Source organism: Mesorhizobium sp. M2A.F.Ca.ET.043.05.1.1 (assembly GCF_003952445.1).
In the GTDB taxonomy this organism is placed as follows: Bacteria; Pseudomonadota; Alphaproteobacteria; order Rhizobiales; family Rhizobiaceae; genus Mesorhizobium.
In genome coordinates this window covers 2,544,473-2,564,994 of record NZ_CP034446.1, presented here as the reverse complement: position 1 = coordinate 2,564,994, position 20,522 = coordinate 2,544,473, and the positions used below count along the sequence as shown (strand labels likewise).

General features: G+C 63.3%; 28 protein-coding genes and 1 riboswitch. Of the genes, 18 read left to right on the top strand and 10 right to left on the bottom strand.

Going from position 1 to position 20,522, the window contains the following annotated elements; genetic code table 11:
• Position 1 precedes the first annotated feature (1 nt).
• Entirely contained in the window at positions 2–757 is a 756-nt protein-coding gene (locus EJ069_RS12610) for an SDR family oxidoreductase (RefSeq protein ID WP_126061557.1), read from the top strand.
• Positions 757–1,629 carry an aldose 1-epimerase gene (locus EJ069_RS12605; protein ID WP_126061556.1) on the top strand — a complete coding sequence of 291 codons (873 nt, stop codon included), beginning with the start codon at positions 757–759 and terminating at the stop codon, positions 1,627–1,629. The genes EJ069_RS12610 and EJ069_RS12605 overlap by 1 nt, the downstream gene beginning before the upstream one ends.
• Positions 1,630–1,635: 6 nt before the next feature.
• Here the strand turns inward: EJ069_RS12605 and dinB are convergent, their stop codons facing one another.
• Positions 1,636–2,898, bottom strand: coding sequence for a DNA polymerase IV (dinB, locus tag EJ069_RS12600; protein WP_126061555.1), 1,263 nt, complete (start codon positions 2,896–2,898; stop codon positions 1,636–1,638).
• Between the two features lie 682 nt (positions 2,899–3,580).
• Here dinB and EJ069_RS12595 point away from each other — a divergent pair.
• The 3 genes from EJ069_RS12595 (at position 3,581) to EJ069_RS12585 (ending at position 4,658) form a co-directional block, all read left to right on the top strand.
• Positions 3,581–3,772, top strand: a complete 192-nt coding sequence (locus EJ069_RS12595) for a hypothetical protein (RefSeq protein WP_112125352.1) — start codon at positions 3,581–3,583, stop codon at positions 3,770–3,772.
• Positions 3,773–4,122: 350 nt separating this feature from the next.
• On the top strand, positions 4,123–4,356 hold the full coding sequence (locus EJ069_RS12590) for a polymerase (protein ID WP_126061554.1): 234 nt from the start codon (positions 4,123–4,125) through the stop codon (positions 4,354–4,356).
• A gap of 71 nt (positions 4,357–4,427) precedes the next feature.
• On the top strand, positions 4,428–4,658 hold the full coding sequence (locus tag EJ069_RS12585; protein ID WP_126061553.1) for a hypothetical protein: 231 nt from the start codon (positions 4,428–4,430) through the stop codon (positions 4,656–4,658).
• A gap of 81 nt (positions 4,659–4,739) precedes the next feature.
• On the opposite strand, the gene EJ069_RS12580 is transcribed toward EJ069_RS12585, so the two are convergent.
• Positions 4,740–5,957 carry a pilus assembly protein TadG-related protein gene (locus tag EJ069_RS12580; protein ID WP_126061552.1) on the bottom strand — a complete coding sequence of 406 codons (1,218 nt, stop codon included), beginning with the start codon at positions 5,955–5,957 and terminating at the stop codon, positions 4,740–4,742.
• 281 nt (positions 5,958–6,238) lie between these two features.
• Here EJ069_RS12580 and EJ069_RS12575 point away from each other — a divergent pair, with 281 nt between their 5' ends.
• From EJ069_RS12575 to EJ069_RS12555, 5 genes are all read left to right on the top strand, one after another.
• Positions 6,239–7,519, top strand: coding sequence for a pilus assembly protein TadG-related protein (locus tag EJ069_RS12575; RefSeq protein ID WP_126061551.1), 1,281 nt, complete (start codon positions 6,239–6,241; stop codon positions 7,517–7,519).
• A gap of 5 nt (positions 7,520–7,524) precedes the next feature.
• A complete protein-coding gene (locus EJ069_RS12570) occupies positions 7,525–7,965 on the top strand; it encodes a TadE/TadG family type IV pilus assembly protein (protein WP_126061550.1) in 441 nt (146 codons plus the stop codon).
• On the top strand, positions 7,955–8,386 hold the full coding sequence (locus EJ069_RS12565; protein WP_245456527.1) for a TadE/TadG family type IV pilus assembly protein: 432 nt from the start codon (positions 7,955–7,957) through the stop codon (positions 8,384–8,386). Before EJ069_RS12570 ends, EJ069_RS12565 begins: the two co-directional genes overlap by 11 nt.
• 23 nt (positions 8,387–8,409) lie before the next feature.
• Positions 8,410–8,610, top strand: coding sequence for a hypothetical protein (locus tag EJ069_RS12560; RefSeq protein ID WP_126061548.1), 201 nt, complete (start codon positions 8,410–8,412; stop codon positions 8,608–8,610).
• A 296-nt stretch (positions 8,611–8,906) separates the two neighbouring features.
• Positions 8,907–9,191 carry a hypothetical protein gene (locus EJ069_RS12555; RefSeq protein ID WP_126061547.1) on the top strand — a complete coding sequence of 95 codons (285 nt, stop codon included), beginning with the start codon at positions 8,907–8,909 and terminating at the stop codon, positions 9,189–9,191.
• Between the two features lie 71 nt (positions 9,192–9,262).
• Here EJ069_RS12555 and EJ069_RS12550 read toward each other — a convergent pair whose 3' ends face one another.
• Complete coding sequence (locus tag EJ069_RS12550) at positions 9,263–9,544, bottom strand: hypothetical protein (RefSeq protein WP_126061546.1); 282 nt, start codon at positions 9,542–9,544, stop codon at positions 9,263–9,265.
• A 365-nt stretch (positions 9,545–9,909) separates the two neighbouring features.
• On the opposite strand from EJ069_RS12550, the gene EJ069_RS12545 reads away from it, so the two are divergent.
• Entirely contained in the window at positions 9,910–10,686 is a 777-nt protein-coding gene (locus tag EJ069_RS12545; protein WP_126061545.1) for a hypothetical protein, read from the top strand.
• A gap of 458 nt (positions 10,687–11,144) precedes the next feature.
• On the opposite strand, the gene EJ069_RS12540 is transcribed toward EJ069_RS12545, so the two are convergent.
• Positions 11,145–11,687, bottom strand: coding sequence for a J domain-containing protein (locus EJ069_RS12540; RefSeq protein WP_126061544.1), 543 nt, complete (start codon positions 11,685–11,687; stop codon positions 11,145–11,147).
• Between the two features lie 636 nt (positions 11,688–12,323).
• Between EJ069_RS12540 and EJ069_RS12535 the strand changes: the two genes are divergently transcribed.
• Positions 12,324–12,731 (top strand): hypothetical protein, encoded by a 408-nt coding sequence (locus tag EJ069_RS12535; RefSeq protein ID WP_126061543.1) that lies wholly within the window; start codon positions 12,324–12,326, stop codon positions 12,729–12,731.
• Between the two features lie 373 nt (positions 12,732–13,104).
• On the opposite strand, the gene EJ069_RS12530 is transcribed toward EJ069_RS12535, so the two are convergent.
• Both EJ069_RS12530 and EJ069_RS12525 read right to left on the bottom strand, forming a co-directional pair.
• Positions 13,105–13,470: an exopolysaccharide production repressor protein gene (locus tag EJ069_RS12530; RefSeq protein WP_245456526.1), complete on the bottom strand. Its 366-nt coding sequence runs from the start codon at positions 13,468–13,470 to the stop codon at positions 13,105–13,107.
• Positions 13,471–13,739: 269 nt separating this feature from the next.
• Entirely contained in the window at positions 13,740–14,666 is a 927-nt protein-coding gene (locus EJ069_RS12525) for a DUF1236 domain-containing protein (RefSeq protein ID WP_126061542.1), read from the bottom strand.
• A gap of 263 nt (positions 14,667–14,929) precedes the next feature.
• Between EJ069_RS12525 and EJ069_RS12520 the strand changes: the two genes are divergently transcribed.
• Both EJ069_RS12520 and EJ069_RS12515 read left to right on the top strand, forming a co-directional pair.
• Positions 14,930–15,229 carry a DUF1236 domain-containing protein gene (locus EJ069_RS12520; protein WP_126061541.1) on the top strand — a complete coding sequence of 100 codons (300 nt, stop codon included), beginning with the start codon at positions 14,930–14,932 and terminating at the stop codon, positions 15,227–15,229.
• Between the two features lie 218 nt (positions 15,230–15,447).
• Complete coding sequence (locus tag EJ069_RS12515) at positions 15,448–15,669, top strand: hypothetical protein (protein WP_126061540.1); 222 nt, start codon at positions 15,448–15,450, stop codon at positions 15,667–15,669.
• Between the two features lie 175 nt (positions 15,670–15,844).
• On the opposite strand, the gene EJ069_RS12510 is transcribed toward EJ069_RS12515, so the two are convergent.
• Entirely contained in the window at positions 15,845–16,192 is a 348-nt protein-coding gene (locus EJ069_RS12510) for a DUF982 domain-containing protein (RefSeq protein WP_126061539.1), read from the bottom strand.
• A gap of 296 nt (positions 16,193–16,488) precedes the next feature.
• On the opposite strand from EJ069_RS12510, the gene EJ069_RS12505 reads away from it, so the two are divergent.
• The 3 genes from EJ069_RS12505 (at position 16,489) to EJ069_RS12495 (ending at position 17,492) form a co-directional block, all read left to right on the top strand.
• The gene (locus EJ069_RS12505; RefSeq protein ID WP_126061538.1) at positions 16,489–16,788 is read left to right on the top strand and encodes a DUF1236 domain-containing protein; all 300 of its coding nucleotides are present in this window, start codon (positions 16,489–16,491) and stop codon (positions 16,786–16,788) included.
• Positions 16,789–16,921: 133 nt separating this feature from the next.
• Positions 16,922–17,131, top strand: coding sequence for a hypothetical protein (locus EJ069_RS12500; RefSeq protein ID WP_126061537.1), 210 nt, complete (start codon positions 16,922–16,924; stop codon positions 17,129–17,131).
• Positions 17,132–17,240: 109 nt separating this feature from the next.
• Entirely contained in the window at positions 17,241–17,492 is a 252-nt protein-coding gene (locus EJ069_RS12495) for a DUF2934 domain-containing protein (protein WP_126061536.1), read from the top strand.
• A 170-nt stretch (positions 17,493–17,662) separates the two neighbouring features.
• Here the strand turns inward: EJ069_RS12495 and EJ069_RS12490 are convergent, their stop codons facing one another.
• The 3 genes from EJ069_RS12490 to EJ069_RS12480 all read right to left on the bottom strand — a co-directional run bounded on the left by EJ069_RS12490 (position 17,663) and on the right by EJ069_RS12480 (position 19,599).
• Complete coding sequence (locus EJ069_RS12490; RefSeq protein ID WP_126061535.1) at positions 17,663–17,872, bottom strand: hypothetical protein; 210 nt, start codon at positions 17,870–17,872, stop codon at positions 17,663–17,665.
• Between the two features lie 200 nt (positions 17,873–18,072).
• A complete protein-coding gene (locus tag EJ069_RS12485) occupies positions 18,073–18,417 on the bottom strand; it encodes a hypothetical protein (RefSeq protein WP_126061534.1) in 345 nt (114 codons plus the stop codon).
• 93 nt (positions 18,418–18,510) lie between these two features.
• Complete coding sequence (locus EJ069_RS12480; RefSeq protein WP_126061533.1) at positions 18,511–19,599, bottom strand: GSU2403 family nucleotidyltransferase fold protein; 1,089 nt, start codon at positions 19,597–19,599, stop codon at positions 18,511–18,513.
• A 196-nt stretch (positions 19,600–19,795) separates the two neighbouring features.
• Positions 19,796–19,908: riboswitch (TPP riboswitch) on the top strand.
• Here EJ069_RS12480 and EJ069_RS12475 point away from each other — a divergent pair.
• Entirely contained in the window at positions 19,899–20,507 is a 609-nt protein-coding gene (locus tag EJ069_RS12475) for a YkoF family thiamine/hydroxymethylpyrimidine-binding protein (RefSeq protein WP_126061532.1), read from the top strand. It overlaps the preceding riboswitch by 10 nt.
• The last annotated feature ends 15 nt before the right edge of the window (positions 20,508–20,522 follow it).

The window sequence follows — 20,522 nt, the reverse complement described above, 5'->3', positions numbered from 1 at the left end:
GATGAAGGCGCTCGCTGGTCGTAAGGTGCTGCTGACGGGTGGCCTGGGCTCGCTCGGCCGGGCCCAGGCTGTGACGCTGGCGCGGGCCGGCGCGCACGTTATGGTGCTTGACCGTCCCGATGCCGTGAACGCGGCGGAGATCGTCGCCGGGCTGGCCAGCCAGGCCGCGGGCGATATCGCCTTTGTCGGCTGCGATCTCAACCGGCTGGCCGAGGCGGAAGCGGCGGTTGCCGCGCTGGCGGCGAAGGAAGGCGGCATCGATATCCTGATCAACAACGCCGCGCTGATCATCAACCGGCCGTTCGAGGACTTCTCGCTCGCCGAGTATGAGGACCAGATCCGCGTCAACTCCTCGGCCGCCTTCGCGCTGGCAAGGGCCTGCGCCCCGGGCATGAAGGCCAAGGGCTACGGCAAGATCGTCAATTTCTGCTCGATCACGCTGAACGGCCGCTGGGACGGCTATGTGCCCTATGTCGCATCGAAAGGCGCCATGCTCGGCCTCACCAAATCGCTGGCGCGCGAGCTCGGGCCGCATGGCATCAGGGTCAACGCGGTGTCGCCGGGCGCCGTGGTTTCGGAAGCCGAGGAGCGCGTCTTCGGCGACCGGCTGAAGGAATACAATGACTGGATCCTCGCCAACCAGAGCCTGAAGAAGCGCATCGAGCCGGACAATGTCGCCGATCTCGTGCTGTTCCTCGTCTCGCCGGCTTCCGACATGATCAGCGGCCAGAACATCGCCATCGATGGCGGCTGGTGATGGCCGGCGCAGTCGAGCTGAAGGATGGGCAGGCGAGGCTGGTCCTGGCGCCCGATGAAGGCGCAGCGATCGCCCGCTACGACGCGCTCGTCGCCGGCGGCGCGCCAGTTCCGCTGCTGAAGCCGGGGGACGGCACCGGCACGTCCGGCTGCCAGCTTCTCGTGCCGTGGTCGAACCGCATCTCCGGCGGCGGCTTCGAGTTCGAAGGCCGCTTCCATGCGGTCGAGCCGAACGTCCCGGGAGAGGCCTTTCCGATCCATGGCGACGGTTTCCAGAAGCCGTGGCGGCTTGTGCGCCAGACTGACACCGAGGCGGAGCTGCTACTCGACGACGGGGCGATCGGGCCATACCGCTACGCGGCTACCGTCACTTACACCCTGCGTGACGGCGCGCTGAAGGCGAGCCTCGCTGTCGAGAACCGCGCCGGCATGCGCCTGCCTTACGGCCTCGGTTTCCATCCCTGGTTCCCACGCGGCGACACGACCCTGCTGAAGGCGAAGGCGAAATGTGTCTGGCTGGAGGGCGAGCGCCATCTGCCTGTCGGCGTCGTGCCGGTGAGCGAGCATCCGGGCTGGGATTTCGATCGCCCTATCCCGCTGCCGCTGGAGTGGGTCAACAACGCCTTCGACGGATGGGATCGGCGCGCCTCGATCGTGCAGCTCGAGGACGGGATCAAGGTCACGCTGAGCGCCTCGCCGGAGCTTGGCGTCTACATCCTCTATTCGCCGTCGCCCGATGCCGGCTTCTTCTGCTTCGAGCCGGTCTCGCACGCGGTCGATGCGCATCATGGCGAGGGGCTGACGGTGCTCGACGATGGGCAAACGATGAGCGCGACGATGCGGCTGGACTGGGCAGTGTTGGAGACGGATTGAGAACCTCTACAGCTCCTTCTCGGCCAATTCCCTGAATCCATCCGGCACCGAGCGCGGGCCTTCCAGCGCCACCGTGCCGTAGCCGACGGCTTCCTTGCCGAAGCGCTGGCGGATCTTGTCGATGGCGCGGTCGGCGCCGACGCGGGCGAGGCCCTTGCGGCTGCCGGGCTTGCGCTTCTCATCCGTCAGGCCGAGCGGCAGTTCGAGCTGCAGTTCGGCATGCTCCTCCAGATGCGAGACGGAAATGGCGAGCAGCGAGATCTCCCGCTCGCCCGGATGGGCGGCCAGCACGCCGCGCACCAGCTCCTCGGCGATCTCGGCCAGCATCACTGTCGCCTGGATCGGCTGCTCCAGCGTCACCGAGCGGGTGACGGCACGCAGATCGGCGAAGCGCACCCGCACCGTCACCGTGCGGCCGGGCCGGTCCTTGGCGCGCAGGCGGCTCGCCACGCGGTCGGCCAGATGCAGAAGCGTCGGCACGAAGACGCGCGGCACCGCCGGCTTCCTGCCGAGCGCCGATTGCGCGCCGGCCGAATGCGCGCGGCGATGCGTCTCGAGCATGCGCGGGTCGCGGTTCCAGGCGAGCGCGGCGAGCTTCTGGCCGGCGGCGTGACCGATCAGCCGCTCCAACGCGCCGCTATGGGTGCGCGCCAGCTGGCCGATGGTCTCGACGCCGATCTCGGCCAGCCTCGCCTTGGTCGCCGGGCCGACGCCCCACATCAGCGTGACGGGCAGGTCGTGCAAGAAGGCGAGCTCGGTGCCGGGCTCGACCACCACCAGCCCGTCGGGCTTGGCCACCTGCGAGGCGATCTTGGCGAGGTGCTTTGTCCGCGCCACGCCGATCGAGATCGGCAGGCCGAGCTCGGCCTTCACGCGCTCGCGGATTTTCCGCGCGATCTCCTGCGGCGGCCCGAACAGATGCGTGCAGCCGGCGACGTCGGCGAAGGCTTCGTCGATGGAGATGCGCTCGACCACCGGCGTGAAATCGTCGATCACCTTGATCGCGGCGTCGCCGAGGCGCTGGTACTCGGAAAAACGACCGCCGACGAAGATGAGCTGCGGGCAGAGCTCGCGCGCCTTGCGGCCAGGCATGCCGCCGCGCACGCCGAACACCTTCGCTTCATAGGAAGCCGCCAGCACCACGCCGCCGCCGACGGCGATCGGCTTGCCGCGCAATGATGGGTCGAGCAATTGCTCGACCGAGGCGTAGAAGGCGTCGAGGTCGGCATGGAGAATGGTGGCGGCCGCGGCGTTATTCGTGGCGGCCATCGCGCGCTCCCATGGCCATTTGTGTGGCATTGCAGCATTAGCTGCGTCTTTTGTAAGGGGAATTAGTAGAACATAAAGAGAACAAAAGAAGCTCGCTGTCAAGCCGCCACGCTTGAGCGTGCAAGTTTCCACAACCTGAAGCCACAGCCGCGGGTAGAGGTCAGCTTGCACGATCACCCGTGAAGGAGATCGTGCGAACTTCACAGGAGGCGGTCCGCGCGCCCGCCAAGACGCGTGTCGAGATCGTGCGGCTGCCGGGCTACACGTGGTTTCCCTCCCATGTGAAGCGGCGCCTGACGTTGCGATCATCTGCGACCGCAACCGGATTCATACACCTTATTATGAGGGTCTGCTAATATATTGAGCGCTCCCGGCGCTCGAAGAATTTGAAAGATTTTTTTGGCGCCTTATCGGAAGTTAATGCGGAACCTTGTCGCCGCTGCTTTCCTGTTCTCGCGCTGGCACGGCGGTGGTTGAGGGACCCATCCGTTTTCGCCCGACAGGGAGAATTCGATGCGACCTCGGCAACAATCAAGGCGATATCATCGCGGCCTCGTGCATTCCCCCATCAGCATCATGCCGAACCTGTTCCAGCGCTGGCCGAGCGCCGCGGCGGCGCGACATCCTCGGCGAGGGAAGAAGCGTTTGGGCGGGGATAATCGACAACCACCAGGAGGAAACCATGCTTGATCAAGCCGTCAAAGCCTATTCGCGTCCGCCGGTCATTGCTGCTCGCCGCGGGTCGCCGGCGCTTCGCCAATGCTGCGACAGCTACATCTGTCCGGTCTGCACGCAGGTCGTCGAACTGACGGATTATCGCCAGGTGCTTTGGCACCAGCAGCCCGGCCATCAGCCGATGGACCTCGAGGCCTGATTCTACCTTGAATTTGGAAGGAGCAGTTGGAACGGCCAGTCAAAAAGGTGGACCCGTCAGCAGGCCGTGTCTTCTCTCCCTCCGCCGATTTTGATGGCCGGGCAACGGCAGCCGAAAGCGATTGTTCCGGCCTTTGGGCGACGGTCCGAGGCCTTGTTCGGACTGAAGTCTCAGCCGCCGAACGCAGAGGCCCGAGGTGCCGATTTTCAAGAAACAACAGCGCCATCAATTCATTTGGTTAGCAAGCCGCCGGACAAGTCCCTTCATCGGCGGTCGACCACGGAGTGCCCATCATTCCTGCGATGTGATGGGCACTCCTTTCTCCTGAATCGCTCCTGGAGTTGCTGGCCGTGCAACCCGGCAACACGATCGCGAACCTGATTGCGGCACTGCTCCTGGCGCTGATGATCGGCGGCGTCTTCCTTCTCTTTGGCAGGCCGCTCTGGCCGCAACGCCACGCTCGGATGATAGTCCTTCTTCCAATCGACACCATGACAACCGGATCGGTGCGCAAGGCCTGTGTCGAGCCATGCCTGCCGGCCCGCTTCGACCTCAAGCTCGCGCCGGCAAGGCCGCCGGGATGAAGCCGGCCTGGGAACCAGTCTGCGCCACACGCCGTTGACAGGGCGAAGGGATGGCCGCAGCGGAGGCCGCCATGGATCATTTCGAACTCATCGATCTTCTGTGCGTCATCGACGCATGCGTGAGCGACCGTTCGGCCGGGCGCGTCGTGCCGATGTCGAGGGCCGTCGAGGAACTGCGCGTGCTGACCGGTGATTTCGTCTCGTCGGACGAGGATGCGACCACCGCCTTGACGCAGGTTGCGCTGGAGCGCGGCTGCGCGGTGCTTTTCGACGAGCAGCCGGGCGCCGACATCATCGCGTAATTCTGCGCGGCGGCCGGGCCGACGGTTCCCGGCAGGAACACCGGTCGTCGCGGCCCTTGCGGGCCGCTGCCGCTTTCCGCCTCACTTCGCCAAAGTGATCATCCGGCCCGCATACATCTCCCGGTTTCCCAGTTCGGCCGCGCAGTCCGACTTCACGGCGGAGTTTCCCGTCATCGCCACGGTGTCGCCCACCAGCCGCAGGCAGCTGCCCTGGCCGCTCATGTCCGAATTTCCGGCATAGGTGATGGCGGCGTCCGGCGCGTAGATGAAACCGCTCACCAGCGAGCCGGATCCGCCGTTCAGCGTCAGCGCCTGTGTGTTGCCGTGCGCCTGGTAGACGGTGATGCCGGCATAGGGGCCGCTGGTGGGCGGCGAGAGGTTCACCTGCTCGTTGGCATTGATGTAGAGCTGCGAGTTCTCCATCAGAAAGATCGTCACTCCCTGGCCGCTCAGGCTGCCGTTCCCGCCCGGCTTTATGACGACGTTGCGCATGATGTAGGTGCCCGGATTGAGGGTGATCTTTCCCGACAGGGTCTTGTCGCAATAGGTGCCCGGCGAGAGCGTTATTGTCTTGCCGTTGGGCACCGGCAGGCAGAGCGTATAGGCTGGCGGAACGACGTCGGCCAGCGGATCGAACGAGGCGTACTGGTTCTCATGCGGCGTGCCGCAGGAAAGCGTGGCGCTGGGCGGCGTCAACCCTTGCGTGGCGCCGACCGTCGAAACGCAGCCGGCGCTGACGACCGCCGAGCCGCCGCGGTTGACGGAGTCGGGGGCGTCCGAATTGGCCGCGATCACGCAGCCTGCCATCGCCACATTGGTCGAGCCCTGCAGGTTGACCGCGTTGTCGGCATGCTGATTGAGCGCCAGCACGCAGGCCTGCGCCCCGGGCTTGATCTTGACCGAGGCGGTCCGCGTCGCCTGCCAGGCCGGCATGGCGCCGAGGAAGGCCGGCCGGCTGATGCTCGACGACGCCGAAATGAAATAGGCGCCCGGATCGCCGCTGGCGGCGGCCTGGAAGGCGGCGAGGCTGCCCGACAGCTCCTGCGCGTCGGCGGCGCTCATATTGGCCGCGAAGAAGGTCTGGCCCAGTTGCTGCAGGTCGGCCGCCGACATGCCCGGCTGGTATTTCGTGCCCATCGCGAGGCCGGCGGCGTCGAGGGAATTCTGCAGCTGGGCGGCGTCGTCGCTGGTGCCGATCAGGTCGATGGAAGCGGCCAGACCAAGCATCAGCGGCACCATGGCAACCGCGGTCGCGACCGCGAAGTTGCCGCGCTTCGAAACCCAAAACCGTCCAAGCATGGCGCCCGCCCCTGTCGTATTTCACAGAGTGTTATGCGTGCCGTCTCTACGTGCGATTTCCAAAAAAGATAAAATGCAGAAAGTGCTAAAATATTAGGTTTTACCGATAGTTCCGTCTTAAGTCCTAAGGCTGATGGGCCTTAAGTCTGAGTACGCGCGGCGTAAGTTGGAGGCGGCGTCCCGCTGCGGTCCTACCGGCGCAACTCGACCGAAATAATTAGGCATTCGTTCATACGGCAATGATTGACGTGGTGGTTGGGATATCTTGGGCGCGCTCGGCCATGGCCTCTTCGGGTCGGTTCTTCAGACCTCTTTTTTTCCGGCGCTTCATTCGACGCTTTTGCGAAGGCAAGGGCGGCAATGTCGCGACCATCTTCGCGTTCACCCTGCCGATCGTCGTCGGCGGCGCGGGGTTGGGTGTCGAGACGTCCTATTGGTACTATTCGAGCTTGAAGCTGCAGGCGATCGCGGACGCGGCCGCCTATGCGGGCGCGCTGGAAAAGATCCAGGGATCCAACACCGCCACGATCACGGCGGCCGCCACGCAGTCGGCCACCGACAATGGCCTCGGCAACGGCACCATCACCGTCAACACGCCGCCCACCTCGGGACCGAACACGGCCAAGAAGGCGGTGGAGGTGATCCTCAACCAGAACCTCGACCGGATGTTCACCTCCATCTTCACCCAGACGAAGGTGCCCGAACAAGCGAGGGCGGTGGCGCTGATCACCGACGCTTCGAAGGCCTGCGTGCTGGCGCTCAATCAGTCGGCCTCGCAGGCGGCGCTTTTTTCCGGCAGTTCCAGCGTCAAGTTCAACGGCTGCTCGGTCATGTCGGACTCGACGGCCAATGATGCCATCAAGGTGCAGGGATCGGCGGGGCTCCAGACGGATTGCCTGATCTCTGTGGGCGGCGTTTCACTCAACAACCCGGTGACCACGGTCTGCAAGGCCCCGATAACCCAGGCCCTTCCGGCGGCCGATCCATTCTCCAACCTGCCGGCACCGACGGCCAGCGGCTCCTGCCAGAAGGTTAACAACGGCAAAACGACGCAGACGCTTAAGTCTGGCACCTATTGCAGCGGCATGGACCTCAGCGGCAATGTCGCGCTTTCTCCCGGCGTCTATGTCGTCCAGGGCAATTTGAAGATCAACGCGGGCGCGGTCATCACCTGCGCCACACCCTGCAACGACGGTGTGACCGACGGCGTGACCATCTACATGGCCGGCAGCAACACCATCAGCATCAACGGCAATGCCAGCGTGAACCTGAGCGCGCCGACCTCGGGCACCTATTCCGGTGTGCTGTTCTACGGCGACAGGACGGGGACGGCAGCGCAGAGCACCTTCAACGGCACCGCGGATTCACACTTGACCGGCGCCATCTATTTCCCCAGGCAGCAGGTCAACTATCTCGGCAATTTCTCGGGCCAGAAAGGCTGCACCCAGGTAGTTGCCGACACCATCCAGTGGTCGGGCAATTCGACCATCAACCAGAACTGCAAGGATCTCGGGATGGGGGACGGCATCCCGGCGGCACCGTCGGTCGCGGTCGTCGAGTAGCGGACATGGAGTCGTTGGCAATCCGCTTCCGCAAGAATCGCTCTGGCACCGCCGCGGTGGAATTCGCACTCGTACTGCCGGTGCTGTGCACGGCACTCTTCGGCATCGCCGACGGCTGGTCCTATGTCACCTCGTCGCTGAACATGCGGGCGAGCGTGAAGACGGCGGCGAACCTCCTGTTGGCCGGCTCATCCGACGACAGCGCCACCCAGTCAGCAGCGCTCGCAAGCTGGTACAACAAGCCAGCCGACGCGGCAGTGACGGTCAGCCGCACCTACAAATGCGGAACGACCGTGGTTGACGCGGCGACCCCGTGCACAGGGTCGGACCTACGCACGATCTATGTCCAGATCCAGGCGTCGGGCACCTGGGTTCCGCCCTTCACCTTCGGCCCCTTCCCAAACAACACCGCGCTCGGCCATCAGCAGGTGGTCCGTGTCCGCTAGCAAAAGGGGAAAAGCGTTTGCCGGCAATGCCTCAGGCGGCGCCGCGATTGAGTTTGCGCTCATTGTGCCTATCCTGATCATGTTGCTCTTCGGCATCTTCGCCTTCGGCTGGTCAATGAACGCCGGCTCCAGCGTGCGCTATGCGCTGGAGGCCTCCGCTCGCTCGCTGCAGCTCAACAACACGCTGACCCAGGCCGACATACAGGCGATCGCGACCCAGAAGCTGCAGGCGCTCGGCTTGCAGAACGTCAACGTCACGATCACCACCGATCCGGCGAGCGGCGGCTTCTGCATGGCGCATGTCAACGCCAGCTACGCGTTCGTCATCAACTTCCCCTATTTCAGCGATTACCCGGTCAACTACGCGACCATGGTGAACGTGCCGCTAGCGAACAGCGTGCAAGGAGCTTGCCCTCAGTAACAGTCGGAACTGAATCGGTCGATTTGTGCCTTTTCGCGAAGCAGAAGCTGAAGGCGCTCGGGCTGCAGAATGTGAACGTTACGATCAACACCGATCCGGCAAGCGGCGGCTTCCGCATGGCCCATGTCAATGCCAGCTACGCCTTCGTCATCAACTTCCCCTATTTCAGCGATTATCCGATCAACTACACGACGTCCGTGACCGTGCCGCTGGTCGGCGGCTAGAGCAATTCCAGGAAAAGTGCGAGCGGTCAGGCTCGGCGTCTTCGCCGTAGCCTTCCGTCCGGAATTGCGTAAAAACAAGGAGATAGAGCGGTTCGCCGTTTCCGTGAAACGGTGAACAGCTCTAGAAGGGCAGGGGCAAACCGGGCATGAAACCCGTCTCGTCGGGTGCCGGCGGCCTACATGCCGCCCATCGGCTCCGGCCGGTCGGGGCATCATCTTAGCAATCGCTAAAGTCGCAAGCTTGACGCCAGCCAGGAATGCTAGGGATTTGCCGTCGTCCTATCAGGAGCGCAGCCATGACCTCTCCCGTCGGAAGCCAGCATCCCACTGGCGTCGTGTATCATTCGAGCAAACCTCAGAAATCGTCGGAAACCTTCCCGGGCAAGAGCGCGGAAAGCGTCGGCCACCTTGCAAAGGTCTCGGTCGCCGAGACAGATGCGGGCGAGCCGAACGCGCAAGGAAAAGCCGCGTCCCGCATCGCCCGCATGGATCTGACGGTGCTCTCTCCAACCGGCGCGGGTGAGGAATCGGATACCGCGACCGAGGCGCCGGACACCGCCGGCGACGTGGAAGCCGCGTGAAACGGCTTTCCGTCCGCAATTGCGTCAAGACAAAGAGCCAGGGCGTTTCACCCTTTCCGTGAAACGGTGAACTAGCAGCCTTCCGCTGTCGTCTTCATCTGCCCGGGAGCGTTCGATTTGGCGCTGGTGTCCTGCTGTCCAGGGGCTGCCTGCTTCGCTGTTCCGGTCGTCTGTTGTCCGGGGGCGCAATCCTTCGCCGAGTTTGGATTGGTCGAGTTCGTTTTGGTTTGATCCGTGTCCTGGCTGCTGGGCATCGTGGTCGTGGATGAAGAACCCGACGAGGTACCCGACTGCGCTGTCGCCAGACCGCCGGACAGAGCAAGCAGGGCGGCGGCAAGAAGAATGCGTTTCATGGCGATTGGTCCTTTCAGCTAACGTCCCTTCAGTCATTTAATCCCGGCGGGGCAGGAGTGTTCCGAGTGCCCGAACGCGCTCGATCCGCGGGACTTTCGCGTACCCAAATGACCCCTTGGGACCATGGTCCGGCGAGACAAGGGCCCTCATTTTTCCAAACGGCCCAAAAGCGCTCGGCCCTTTGTATTTCCGTGTGATTTCAATGAGTTAACGAAATTTTTTTGGAAGAGTGCGAGCAAATGGCGGCGATGCTCTCATTTGGCGACCGAAATTGCCTAAAGTTTATCCGACGGCGTTAGGAAATTCTCATATGAGGCTGCCTAGCGGTTGGGCCATGTGAAAGATTCATCTGCGGAGAAGCACAATGACATTGCGTAAGACACTTCTGGCGTCCCTTGCCATTCTGGCGCTGGCGGCGGCCCCGGCGCTCGCCGGCAACGGCCATGGCGGCGGCAATGGCGGCAACCACGGCGGCAATGGCAATGGCGGGAATGGAAACGGCGGCGGCAATGCCGGTGGCAACGGCAACAGCGGCGCCGAGCACGGCAAGTCGGCTTCTGCTCACGGCCACAACAAGAGCGCCGACGACAGCGCGACGGACGACACGACGACGGCCGCCACGCCGAAGGAGAAGAACCTTCACGCCAAGCTCGGCCGGCTGAATTCCCTGCAGCGCAACATCAACGCCTACATGAACTCCAAGAGCAAGAAGTTCGCGGGCATCCAGGCCTATGTGACAGCGGCAGCGGCAGCTCAGAACGCGCAGGCTAAGCTCGACGCGGCGAATACGCAGCTCACCGCCGACCAGAACAAGCTCGCCGATCTCACCCAGCAGCTCGCCGATCTCAACGCTACTGACACGACGGGCTTCTCGCCCGAACAGCAGGCGGCTCTCGATGCGCAGATCACCGATGTGAAGTCGCAGATCGATGCCCAGAACGCGGCGATCACCGCTGACACCCAGGCGGTCGCTGATGCCCAAACCGAGGTTACCAATACACCCGCCCCGGACGACGCGACGTTGGACGCCGCCCTGCAAGACATGGCCAACAAGCCGGTCGATCAGGAAGTGACGGACTGGGCCAAGGGGGTGCTTGCCGACAAGATCGACCAGGCCGCCGCAGCGACGACGACGCCGTAAGTCCAAACGAAACGACCAGAAGGTGGACGAAACGCCGCCGGGCCTCGCCCGGCGGCTTTTTTATAGGCACCGCCTCGGCGTGAAGCCGTCGGCGCGCGCCAGGCCGGGCCTATTTCGGCGGCGCGTCAGACCTCAGTCGTCTTGTCTTCGGCGACGCACGGCGCCTATGTCATCGTTGCGCTCCCTGTTCTTGCCCTCCATGGCGCATGGTTCGGGCTCCGCTCCCCCAGCGGAACCGAGCCCAGATATGGGGAGTTCAGGAGACGACAGTCGATTCCCCCGGGATGTAGCTGCTCCTTCATCGAGCCCGCCACTGGTTCAGGCACCAGTCGGCGGGCTTTTGATGCCGGGCGGAGCCGGCCGAAATCAGTTCTGCCCGGCGGTTTCGCCGTAACCTTCAGCCTTGTCTGATCGAACAGATGCAGCGTTTCGTTTTTTCCCTGACACGGTGAAGCGCTTTAATCGGCGTGATCGAGCAGGCGGGTGGCGTCCGGGCGGTCCCGGGCTTGTTTGCTCCCGGCGTGGTCGATGCCCTCGACCGTGATGGCGAACGTCCCGTTCTCGGTCCTGCCGATGAAGCCCTTCGCCTTGAGGTACCACAGGTGGAATTCGAGGTGCTCGCGCGGGCAGCCCGACAGGCGTTCGAGCTCGTCGTCGCCGATGCCCGGATTGTTGACGTCGCGCCGGCGCCGCACATAGAGAAGCGACAGCAAATTGGCCTGGATGGCGGCATCCCTGTCCATGCCGCCGCCGTCGCGCGCGCCATCCGTGAGTTCGTGGCGAAGGCCCAGATGCTCGCGGTAGAGAATGTCGTACTGGGCCCGCTTGACTGGATCCCGCAGCGTATTGTGGGCCTCGACGATCTCGCTGAAGCGCGATTCATTGCCTGTTTCCCGATTATCGGGATGGTAGCGCATAGCAAAATAGCGGAAAATCCGCTCGATTGTCTCAGAATTGGCGTTCGGGCTTATTTCCAGAACTTCGTAGTAGTCAGTGAACATGTAATCGTGCTTCCGAAATTACGGAAACCACTCCCCGAATCCGAGCATTGCCCAAATGCCGCGCGCTTGCAAGGCACCACTGGGCCGGTTCTGAACGGGCGCAGATGCCCGCCGCAACTGCGCGAACTCGAGCCGGATTCGGGACGCTGAAGCGCATGCTTTCGCACGCCTGCCGGCGGGGAAGGGATGTCCTGGTCGGCGCACTGGTTCGCGGGCGCCCGATCGGCGAATGCCCTGCTCTGCTGTGCGGATTCGAAGCTTGCGGGACTGATCGGCGATCGCGGTGGAATAAATCCCGCACTCTGCTACGTTAGCCATGTCTGAAATTCAGGTGGCAACCTGGATGGGGGCCGACCTCAAGCCCGGCTCCCTTTTTGGCTCGCCTCGAAAGAGGCGAGCCATTTTTTTCGCGAAGCCGCCTCGCGGCTTTCGTCCGAAGGTTTCACCGCCCTAAAGCGCGTCGCGATCCTTCGGATTCGCTCCATGCGCTTTATTCTTGGGCTTTACGCTAGTCTTTATCCCCAACAGGGTCCCACTTTCGGGAGACATGCTTTAGGTGCGCCATGGCTAATATGGCTGGCCGGATATAGAATTCATAGAGTCGGGTCCACAGAGGCATTGGGAGGGACAACAGAAATGCCACGCGTATCGGAACTCTTCTTCAAGACGGCCATCGTCTTTCTCATCCTGGGCATCGCCGCCGGGCTGCAGATGGCGATTTCGGGCGATCACGGCGCCTTCCCGGCGCATGCCCACATCAACCTTCTTGGCTGGGTCACCAGCGCCATCTTCGGTGGCTATTATGCGCTCAACCCGGCCAAGGCCGAGCGCCGCATCGCCATGATCCATTACGGCCTCTATACGGCCGGCATCGTGATCATGCTGCCGGCACTCTACTGGATGTTGGCGGCAGGCCATCCGGAGATCGAACCGGTCGTGGCGATAGGCTCGCTGATCGTCGCCGCTGCGGTGCTGGTCTTTGGCTTCGTCGTCTTCTCGTCGTCGGAGACGGTGCGCTCCGCCTCACCAGCCGCGGCACGCTAGCTTGCGATCGAGCAGGGGGCTTCGGCCTGGACGGGCTGGAGCCTCCAACCGAAGAGCACGGCAAGACGGCCGTTTTGCATCGCGCCGAGTAACCTCTGTTGCGGACGGGCGCTGGCGACAATGCCAAACTGATCGCGCCTCGGAAGCATAACGCGGGGCCGGCCCGGCTCGCTGCGCTCGAGCAGAGGCGTGCAGTGTGTCGGGCGAAACGGATTGCCGCCGCTTCCGGGAAAGCGACTGGCCGGCCATTCGCGAGCAGGCTGCGGCCGGCTAAAGCATGTCTCCCGAAAGTGGAATCGGTTTCGGGATAAAGACATGCGCAAAATCAAAAACCTAAAGCGCATGGAGCGAATCTGAAAGATCGCGACGCGCTTTAGGGCAGAAGCTTCGGAAACAGCAGCGAGATGAGAGCGTGGATGATGCCGTCCCGCTCGAACGGGCCAGGCAATTTGGCGGGCGAGACGGCGCCGTCGCTCGATTTGGCCTCGTCGGTCACGCGGGCCTCGCCATGCACCAGCCACAGCACCGCGGCGAAGTAGCCGGCCTGCAGAATTACCGCGGCAAGGACCGCCCAGCCCAATGCCGTCCAGACCGATCCAGTGGACGCGAATGTCCAGCCGAGGATCACCAGCAGCGTCGCCGCCATTCCCACAAGAAACTGCGGAAAATACATTTGCCCAACCGAGCGCCGCGACCATGTCCAGTCGTCGACGATCTCGCCCATGTCTCTACCCGTCATGACCCTTGCACCTTTTCCGGGTGGACCGCAAGCTTGAACAATCTGCCCGGCGGCCTTGTCGCACCATTGTCCGCTCCGACAGGGACCAAGGGAGCAGGACTTCCTTGTAGCAACCGCCAATTGCGCCGGATCGTTCCATGCGCCCCGGCATTCAAGCAACGCCTCATGGAACGCGTCGGCGACGGCGCGGCGATACCTGTAAGGGCAGGGACGGCCGGACAAAAAAAGGCCCGACGAGGCGGGCCTTTTTTGTCTTCATGATGTCCTTGTCAGCTCAGGATCACGACGATCTTGTAAGTGTCGGGGTCGACGATGACGATGCGTCCATCGGCCAACACGAAATACTCATAGGATTCATAGGCTGGCACGATCTTGACGATGCGAGCCGGCAGGCGGTGCAGGCGCACCTTGTGCCGCGGCACCTCGACGCCAACTGAAATGTCGAAGCTGACATCGCGAACCGGCTCGACATGGGTTTCATGAATGACCTGCGTAATCTGCGTCCTTTGCTCGACGGTCACATTGTTGATCGAGGCCGTCTTGTTCTGGTCGGTCTGGACGTTGGTGTTGCCTTGGGCGTTCATCTCGGTCTTTGTGCCCGTATTGGTCTGGGCATTCTGATCGGTCTTGGTGCCGGTACCGGTCTGAGCGTTCTGCTCGGTCTGCATCTTGGTGTTGGCGCCCTGAGCGTTCTGCTCGGTGGTGCCGGCCTTGCCCTGGGCCTGCTGCTTCTTCTTGAGCTGCGTGTTGTCCTGGGCATTCTGGTCAGTCTTGGTGCCGGTGTTGGTCTGAGCGTTCTGCTCAGTCTGCATCTTGGTATTACCCTGGGCGTTCTGCTCGGTGGTGCCGGCCTTGCCCTGAGCCTGCTGCTTCTTCTTGAGCTGGGTGTTGTCCTCGGCGTTCTGGTCGGTCTTGGTGCCGGCCTTGCCCTGGGCCTGCTCATCGGTCTTCATCTTGGCCTTGCCCTGCGCCTGCTCCTGGGTGTTGGCGCCGGCCTTGCCCTGGGCGTTCATCTCGGTCTTCGATTTCGTCTCGCCCTGGGCCTGCCCGCCTGCCTTGCCGCCCTTCTGGCAATCGGCCGTGCCGGCCGCGCAATTGTTGTTGTCGCCGCTTGGCTGCGCGGATTCGGTCTGCGCCATCGCGGCGCCACAACTCACACTGAGCGCGATCATGCTTGTGATCAGCAGATGTTTCATTGGATTTCTCCTCGGAAAGTCGGTCCCTTCGCATGGGTAACCCGGCTCGAAACGCATTGTTCCGAAATTGCGGCAACGGGCAAAAGGGAGGGTCTTGCCGCACACGGCGGCAGTAATTTTCGCACGCGCCAGCCCCTCTTCTGGCGGGATTTCACAGGGAACAACGCTGGGCGATTGGCGTTACGACACTGCCGACCCGCTGTGGAAAATCGCAGGCGCAGCATCAAGGCGATTTGATCCAATCCACATAGGAGAGACGAACAATGAAAATGCACATCACCTCCGCCGCCGCCGGCTTGCTGCTTCTTGCCGGCATTGGCGCCGCTGCCGCGCAGGATGTCGTCATCGCGCCGGAGCAGGAAACCGTCATCAAGGAATATGTGCATAAGCAGCCGCTGGCTTCGGTGAAGGTTCCGGGCGTCGAGTTGAACATCGGCAGCACGGTTCCCGACACGGTCGAGCTGCACGAGGTGCCGAACGTCAAATACCGTTACGTTGTCGTCGATAACCGGACGGTCATCGTCGACCCCGGCACGCGCAAGATCGTTAAGGTGCTGGATTAATCGACAGCACGCGGGAACGAGATGGCCCGTCGCCAGTCACGGCGGCGGGCCATCGATCGATTATTATTTTGTTACCATGTGCTAACGGAACCTTCCCGCCGCGGTTGAGTTAGCGGCTCTGGGCCACGCTGTCTCATAGACAACACAAATCATTGGCAGGGTGGAGATTCGGGCGGCGGCGAACAGTTACGGGCGGGTCAAGGAGGAGTTTGACCAACATGTCGAAACGAGAAGTCGCAACATCCCGGTCGCTCGGGATGCGCGTCGCCGATCTCAAAGCCAGGATGCGGGACGCCCGGATCACCGAGCATGAGATGAAGACCTTCCAGAAGGTCGCGGCCATCATGGGAGGCGGCGAGGGCTCCCTACGCATCGAAGCGGACGACCTGATCGCCGCGTCTTTCGTCACCGAGGCGCTGGGCGAGCCGACGCCGACCTGACAGCGGCCACCAGCCGAGAAAGCCCCATCGATCCCAGTCGGTCGTCAGCCCCGGCGGCGGTCTACGGGGCAAACGGACGCCCAGGCGGCTCCGTTGCCGGAGATCTCGCCGGCCAGTTCCTGAAGCCTACAGGCAGGCCCTACGCGCAGCGGCCCCAATGCGCACCGGCTCTCTGTCAGTGCGCCGGCCGCTGCAGCGCCCGGCTCTCACGTGCCCGGTTGCGCCTGATCTTGGCCTCGCGCAGCACCGCGACCGGATCTGCCCCGGTCCACTCGATCCCCGCCTTCCTCGCGAAGATCAGGAACGCCTGGCGCGCCTTGTCGAGATCGATCTCGCCGGCCCGTGCCGCCTCGCAGGCGCGCAGCGCCCTTGCGTGGCTTTCGCCCCGCGAAGCGAGCGGCCATTCCTTGAGAAAATTCTGCATCCCGGTGAGCGAGGCGATCTCGCGCTTGAAGCCGGCGCCAACGGCGATCGCCACGGGGGAGCGAAGTTGGATGTCGCTTCTGATGTAACCTTCTTGCATGACGGCGGCGCCCTTTGGATTTCAAAGTCTTGGGGAGTTTCAATGCCTTCCAATGCGGAGCCGATGCGAAGGTTCCGCCACATCAATTAGTCGTCGCTGACGGAACAACACCTCGCCGGGGGCGTTTGCCCCGGGAGCTCAACTATTCGACCTGCCGATGTTTCCGCGTCCTGCGGAGGCAGGGCGGAGCTCGCCAATACGCGATCCGGAGGATCGTCGTGAACCGATACGCGATCCGAAGGTCGTCGTGAATACGCGATCCGAAGGATCGTCGTGAATCCAACAGGAGAGAAACGATGAAAACCACCCTCATTCCAGCTGTCGCCGGCCTGGCTCTGATGGCCGGCATCGGCGTCGCGGCCGCGGACGAGGTGATCGTCACCCCCGAGCAGCAGACCGTGGTCAAGGAATATGTCCACAAGCATCCGATCGCCTCGGTCAACGTGCTCGGCCTCGAGCTCGGCGTCGGCTCGACCGTGCCTGATACCGTCGAGCTGCAGCAGGTGCCGGACGTGCAGTATCGCTATGCCGTGGTCAATGACCACACGGTGTTGATCGATCCCGGCACGCGCCGCGTTGTTCAGGTGATCCAGTAACATCTGACACCCCTGAAGAGCCCGATCCTTGCCCGACGCTTCGGTGAAGGATCGGGCTCTTCTCGCATCGAGGCACATGGCCTAGAATAGTCAGCGGTTTGGGAGGCAACGAAGCGCGGAAGGAGTCGTTGCCATGCATCATCCACACGTCGAATCACCTGATATCGCCCGGCAGGTCGACAAGCTGCTGGCCGAGCACAGGACTGGCCTGCTTTCGATGCAAGAGGCAATTTCCCTGCTGCGGAAGCGTACGGGGACCGACCGCTCTGACGCGGATTTAGCCGGATTGATCACAAAGAAGGCAGCCCATCTCGGCATCGCTGTCGTCACCGACGGCCACTGAGCGAATTTGCCGCCTAAGTCGGTCGCTTATATGCGTGATACCGAAGACGCCGCGTCAAAATTCCGCTAGTGTTCGCGCCGGGGAACCGTCCCAACCTTAGGAGGCGACAGTGACGGACGACAGGCACGAACGCATTCGCCAGCGCGCGCACGAGATTTGGGAGCAGGCCGGCCGGCCCGAAGGTGCTCACGAAGAGCACTGGAACCAGGCGACCGCCGAGATCGACGCCGCAGGCAAGCCGAAGAAGGCTCCGAAGAAGGCGGCTGCCGCCAAGGTCGAGAAGCCGAAAGCCGCCAAGGCGGAAAAGCCCGCCAAGGCACCCGCCAAGGCAAAGGCGGCCAAACCGAAAGCCAAGGCCTGAATCTCCGGCGGCCGCGCCGCCGCCGGCTCATCCCGACAACGATCTCCGACAGCGACCGGACGTGGGTAGTCCGCGCCCGGCGGTTCGCCATGGAGATGCCCAAACTTCCGTTGAAGACGCGCTGGCTCAACTGGTAGGAAGATCAAGCAGAGGGAAGGCGCCGCCGATCGCTAGCGCCTCCCTTGCTTTCCGGCGTATTGCGCGACCGCGCAGAGAAGGGCAAGCGCCGCGGTATCGCAGGCGGCCCGCGACGGCGACGGGCCCTTGGCGAAAAGCACCGCATCCGCGACCGGAACCGTCAGTCCGTGCTTTCTGGCAAATGAAGTGACTTCGTAGGGCTGGTCCTCGGGCAGTGCGCCGATGTCGATTTGCGGTTGCATCAAACGTGTTCCTCCCTGGTATGCGTCTATTCCCTCCTTCGCCCGGCAGGAATTAACGCCCGGCCACTCACCCGCGTCCACCAATTGGCGATTGTGTGAAACGATGCATTTACCGGGGCGGCGAGCCGAGGGTTGCAGCCGGCCGGTTGAAGGGTCCGCGGCGCGGGCTTCTTCGGTCCCCGCACGGAGGAGGGAAGCCCTCACCAGGCATCGCTCGACCGGGCGAACCTTACCCCCGCCGCGATCATCGCGCTTTCGCACTCGCTGATCAGCCTGAGGTTTCGCAGATACCGCGCCATCGTCTCCGGCAGCCAGGCGGCGCAGGCCTCCACATAGGCGCGGCCGTGCACAAGCGCGCCGGTCGACAGCCGCTCGTCCTTCTCGGCGATCACCTTCAGATATTGCCGAATGAAGCGGATGTCGTCGGCGATGTCCTGGCTGGCCATGCGCCAGGCGCCGGCGAGGCGCTCGCGCTCGGCGAGCGGCAGTGGCGACAGCAAAGGGCGGGAGAGGTCGGCAAAAGCGGCATGGTTCGCGGTGTTCAAGCAGATTCCCTCAAAGGAGATATCGTACTTTATGTACTAAATCCGGTCAAGCGAGGTTCGTACAATTTGAACGATGTGCCGTCTTGAGGTAGATCAGGCGATCCGCGTCGGAAAGCCTTCGAGCTGCACGCCGACTTCGCCAAGCGCTCGCCCCAAGATCGACTGGACCATCTCATGCCTGTCCGGCTTCAGCAGGCTCAAACCCTTCCGCAATGCGTCCCGCCAGGCATCGCCGCGCTCCCACGCTTCCGCGAAAGCCAGTGCAAGGTCATCCTGTCGGCGCGTCGTATCCAGCGCCTCGACCAGCAGGCCCACTTGATGGAGGTCCTTCTCCCGCTTCGCCGCCGCGCCTCGCTCGCGGCGCGTCGCCACGATCAGCTTGTGGACGGCGAAGCGTTCGGGCGAGGGGACAAGCACCGGCACGCCGGAGCGGTGCAGCAGCACCGTCCTCACCGGATCGCGGATCAGGAAATCGAGGAAGCGCAGCGGCTGCGCCGAGGCGCCGCCGAGCGAAGGCATCGGGCTGGCGCGATCGGCATGCTCGTCGCTGCCGCGGTTGGGGGTGAGGAACTCGATCCGGTAGCGCGAGGCGTTCTGGTACTGCGTGGTCCGGCCGGCATTGGTCCGGTGCGGGATTTCGCGAAACGTCGGGTCGACGGTCTTCAGCACGTCGATGACCGGCGGCATGCTGTCTTCCACTTCGGCCGAAACGGAATGGAACTGTGCGAAATCGGCATCGCCTGTCTGCAGCGCTGCACCCGGCAATCGCACCCCGAGATGCCCGGCATAGGTCTGGAAAGCGACGGTGCCCACCAGCACCGCGCGCAGCCGGAAGAGCCCCGCCTTCTCCAGCGCCTCGACGACATCGCCGGTGAAGGTCTCGGGTGCGGTCAGGCCGGCATCGCGGACAAGCGTGGAGACCAGCTTGCGGCGGCTCCTGAGATCGCCCTTGATCTCCCTGAAGGCCGCAACCCGACTGGCGATCTCGGGATCCTCGGCCGGACCGACGTAACGCCTCTTTTTCTCGGGGCGGGTTTCCTCGAAATACCAGTAGTCGCGGCCCTTCACCGGCACGCGCACGAAATTGCCCGCCGTCGAGAAATCCGTCTCGAAGGAAGCATCGAGGCTGCGCTGCACCAACTCGGCGTAGAGGGTGCGGTAGGCGAGGTCGATGGTCTTCATGGGTGCTGCTATTGTGCGTTATAAGATTCCTGCGATTTTCTTATAACTGCGCCACCAGTCGATTGCAAGTTCGTTATAAGAAATTCGTGAAAATCCTATAACCACCGGCATCTCCCCCTAGGGGGAGATGAGACTCGTGGCCCAACTGGCGTCGCAAAAAACCGCTTTCCCAACCCGGCAAACAGTGCTTTAACGCGCTCATCCACAGGGGTGCTCCGTACGGTCGGGGCTGAGATGGTGGCGGCAAGCCTCCGGACCCTAAAGCTGATCTGGATAATACCAGCGGAGCGAGGCGGGCCATGTTTTCCGGCGCACAGATTTCCCTTTATCCCATGGCCGACGATTTCGTCGGCATCATCCTCGGCGCGTTGGGCGCGCTTGATCCTTACCGCGACAGGCTCAGGATCGAGACCGACGACATCTCGACGCTGCTGGTCGGGCCGCCCGAAGTGCTGTTCCCGGCGATGCGCGACCTCTTCGTGGCGGCGGCCAAAAGCGGCAAGCATTGCGTGCTGTCGGCCGCCGTCTCGCGCGGCTGCCCCGGCGAGCCGGACGATCCGATCTGCCGTTCCGACGAGATCGGCGGCCCGGCGGTCCCGCTCGACGAACGCAAACGCGCGGCGCTCGGCGCCGTGCGGTCGACGCCCTCGACCGACCAGCCGGTGGCGGCGCAATTCTCGCTCTATGCTATGGGCACCGGCGACCACATGGACGAGATCTATGGCTGCATCGATTTCCTGAAGCAATCCGGCGTGTTCGACCGTTCCAAGAACTTCTGCACCAGGCTGCGCGGCGACGCCGGCGCGGTGTTCGCCACGCTCAACGAAGCCTTCTGCCGCTTCGGACCCGGCGCGGGCCACGTGACCCTCGACATCACGATTTCGGCCAATAGCCCGACGGCGGTTTGAGCTCCACGCGGCTCG

Excerpts from the sequence above, each read along its gene's own strand:
- EJ069_RS12530 (WP_245456526.1), bottom strand. The coding sequence starts at position 13,470 with ATGACGGGTAGAGACATGGGCGAGATCGTCGACGACTGGACATGGTCG.
- EJ069_RS12510 (WP_126061539.1), bottom strand. The coding sequence starts at position 16,192 with ATGCAAGAAGGTTACATCAGAAGCGACATCCAACTTCGCTCCCCCGTG.
- EJ069_RS12475 (WP_126061532.1), top strand. The coding sequence starts at position 19,899 with ATGTTTTCCGGCGCACAGATTTCCCTTTATCCCATGGCCGACGATTTC.
- EJ069_RS12595 (WP_112125352.1), top strand. The coding sequence starts at position 3,581 with ATGCTTGATCAAGCCGTCAAAGCCTATTCGCGTCCGCCGGTCATTGCT.
- EJ069_RS12480 (WP_126061533.1), bottom strand. The coding sequence starts at position 19,599 with ATGAAGACCATCGACCTCGCCTACCGCACCCTCTACGCCGAGTTGGTG.
- EJ069_RS12515 (WP_126061540.1), top strand. The coding sequence starts at position 15,448 with ATGTCGAAACGAGAAGTCGCAACATCCCGGTCGCTCGGGATGCGCGTC.
- EJ069_RS12605 (WP_126061556.1), top strand. The coding sequence starts at position 757 with ATGGCCGGCGCAGTCGAGCTGAAGGATGGGCAGGCGAGGCTGGTCCTG.
- EJ069_RS12570 (WP_126061550.1), top strand. The coding sequence starts at position 7,525 with ATGGAGTCGTTGGCAATCCGCTTCCGCAAGAATCGCTCTGGCACCGCC.
- EJ069_RS12575 (WP_126061551.1), top strand. The coding sequence starts at position 6,239 with ATGGCCTCTTCGGGTCGGTTCTTCAGACCTCTTTTTTTCCGGCGCTTC.
- dinB (WP_126061555.1), bottom strand. The coding sequence starts at position 2,898 with ATGGCCGCCACGAATAACGCCGCGGCCGCCACCATTCTCCATGCCGAC.
- EJ069_RS12610 (WP_126061557.1), top strand. The coding sequence starts at position 2 with ATGAAGGCGCTCGCTGGTCGTAAGGTGCTGCTGACGGGTGGCCTGGGC.
- EJ069_RS12540 (WP_126061544.1), bottom strand. The coding sequence starts at position 11,687 with ATGTTCACTGACTACTACGAAGTTCTGGAAATAAGCCCGAACGCCAAT.
- EJ069_RS12545 (WP_126061545.1), top strand. The coding sequence starts at position 9,910 with ATGACATTGCGTAAGACACTTCTGGCGTCCCTTGCCATTCTGGCGCTG.
- EJ069_RS12500 (WP_126061537.1), top strand. The coding sequence starts at position 16,922 with ATGCATCATCCACACGTCGAATCACCTGATATCGCCCGGCAGGTCGAC.
- EJ069_RS12550 (WP_126061546.1), bottom strand. The coding sequence starts at position 9,544 with ATGAAACGCATTCTTCTTGCCGCCGCCCTGCTTGCTCTGTCCGGCGGT.
- EJ069_RS12520 (WP_126061541.1), top strand. The coding sequence starts at position 14,930 with ATGAAAATGCACATCACCTCCGCCGCCGCCGGCTTGCTGCTTCTTGCC.
- EJ069_RS12505 (WP_126061538.1), top strand. The coding sequence starts at position 16,489 with ATGAAAACCACCCTCATTCCAGCTGTCGCCGGCCTGGCTCTGATGGCC.
- EJ069_RS12490 (WP_126061535.1), bottom strand. The coding sequence starts at position 17,872 with ATGCAACCGCAAATCGACATCGGCGCACTGCCCGAGGACCAGCCCTAC.
- EJ069_RS12555 (WP_126061547.1), top strand. The coding sequence starts at position 8,907 with ATGACCTCTCCCGTCGGAAGCCAGCATCCCACTGGCGTCGTGTATCAT.
- EJ069_RS12525 (WP_126061542.1), bottom strand. The coding sequence starts at position 14,666 with ATGAAACATCTGCTGATCACAAGCATGATCGCGCTCAGTGTGAGTTGT.
- EJ069_RS12580 (WP_126061552.1), bottom strand. The coding sequence starts at position 5,957 with ATGCTTGGACGGTTTTGGGTTTCGAAGCGCGGCAACTTCGCGGTCGCG.
- EJ069_RS12535 (WP_126061543.1), top strand. The coding sequence starts at position 12,324 with ATGCCACGCGTATCGGAACTCTTCTTCAAGACGGCCATCGTCTTTCTC.
- EJ069_RS12585 (WP_126061553.1), top strand. The coding sequence starts at position 4,428 with ATGGATCATTTCGAACTCATCGATCTTCTGTGCGTCATCGACGCATGC.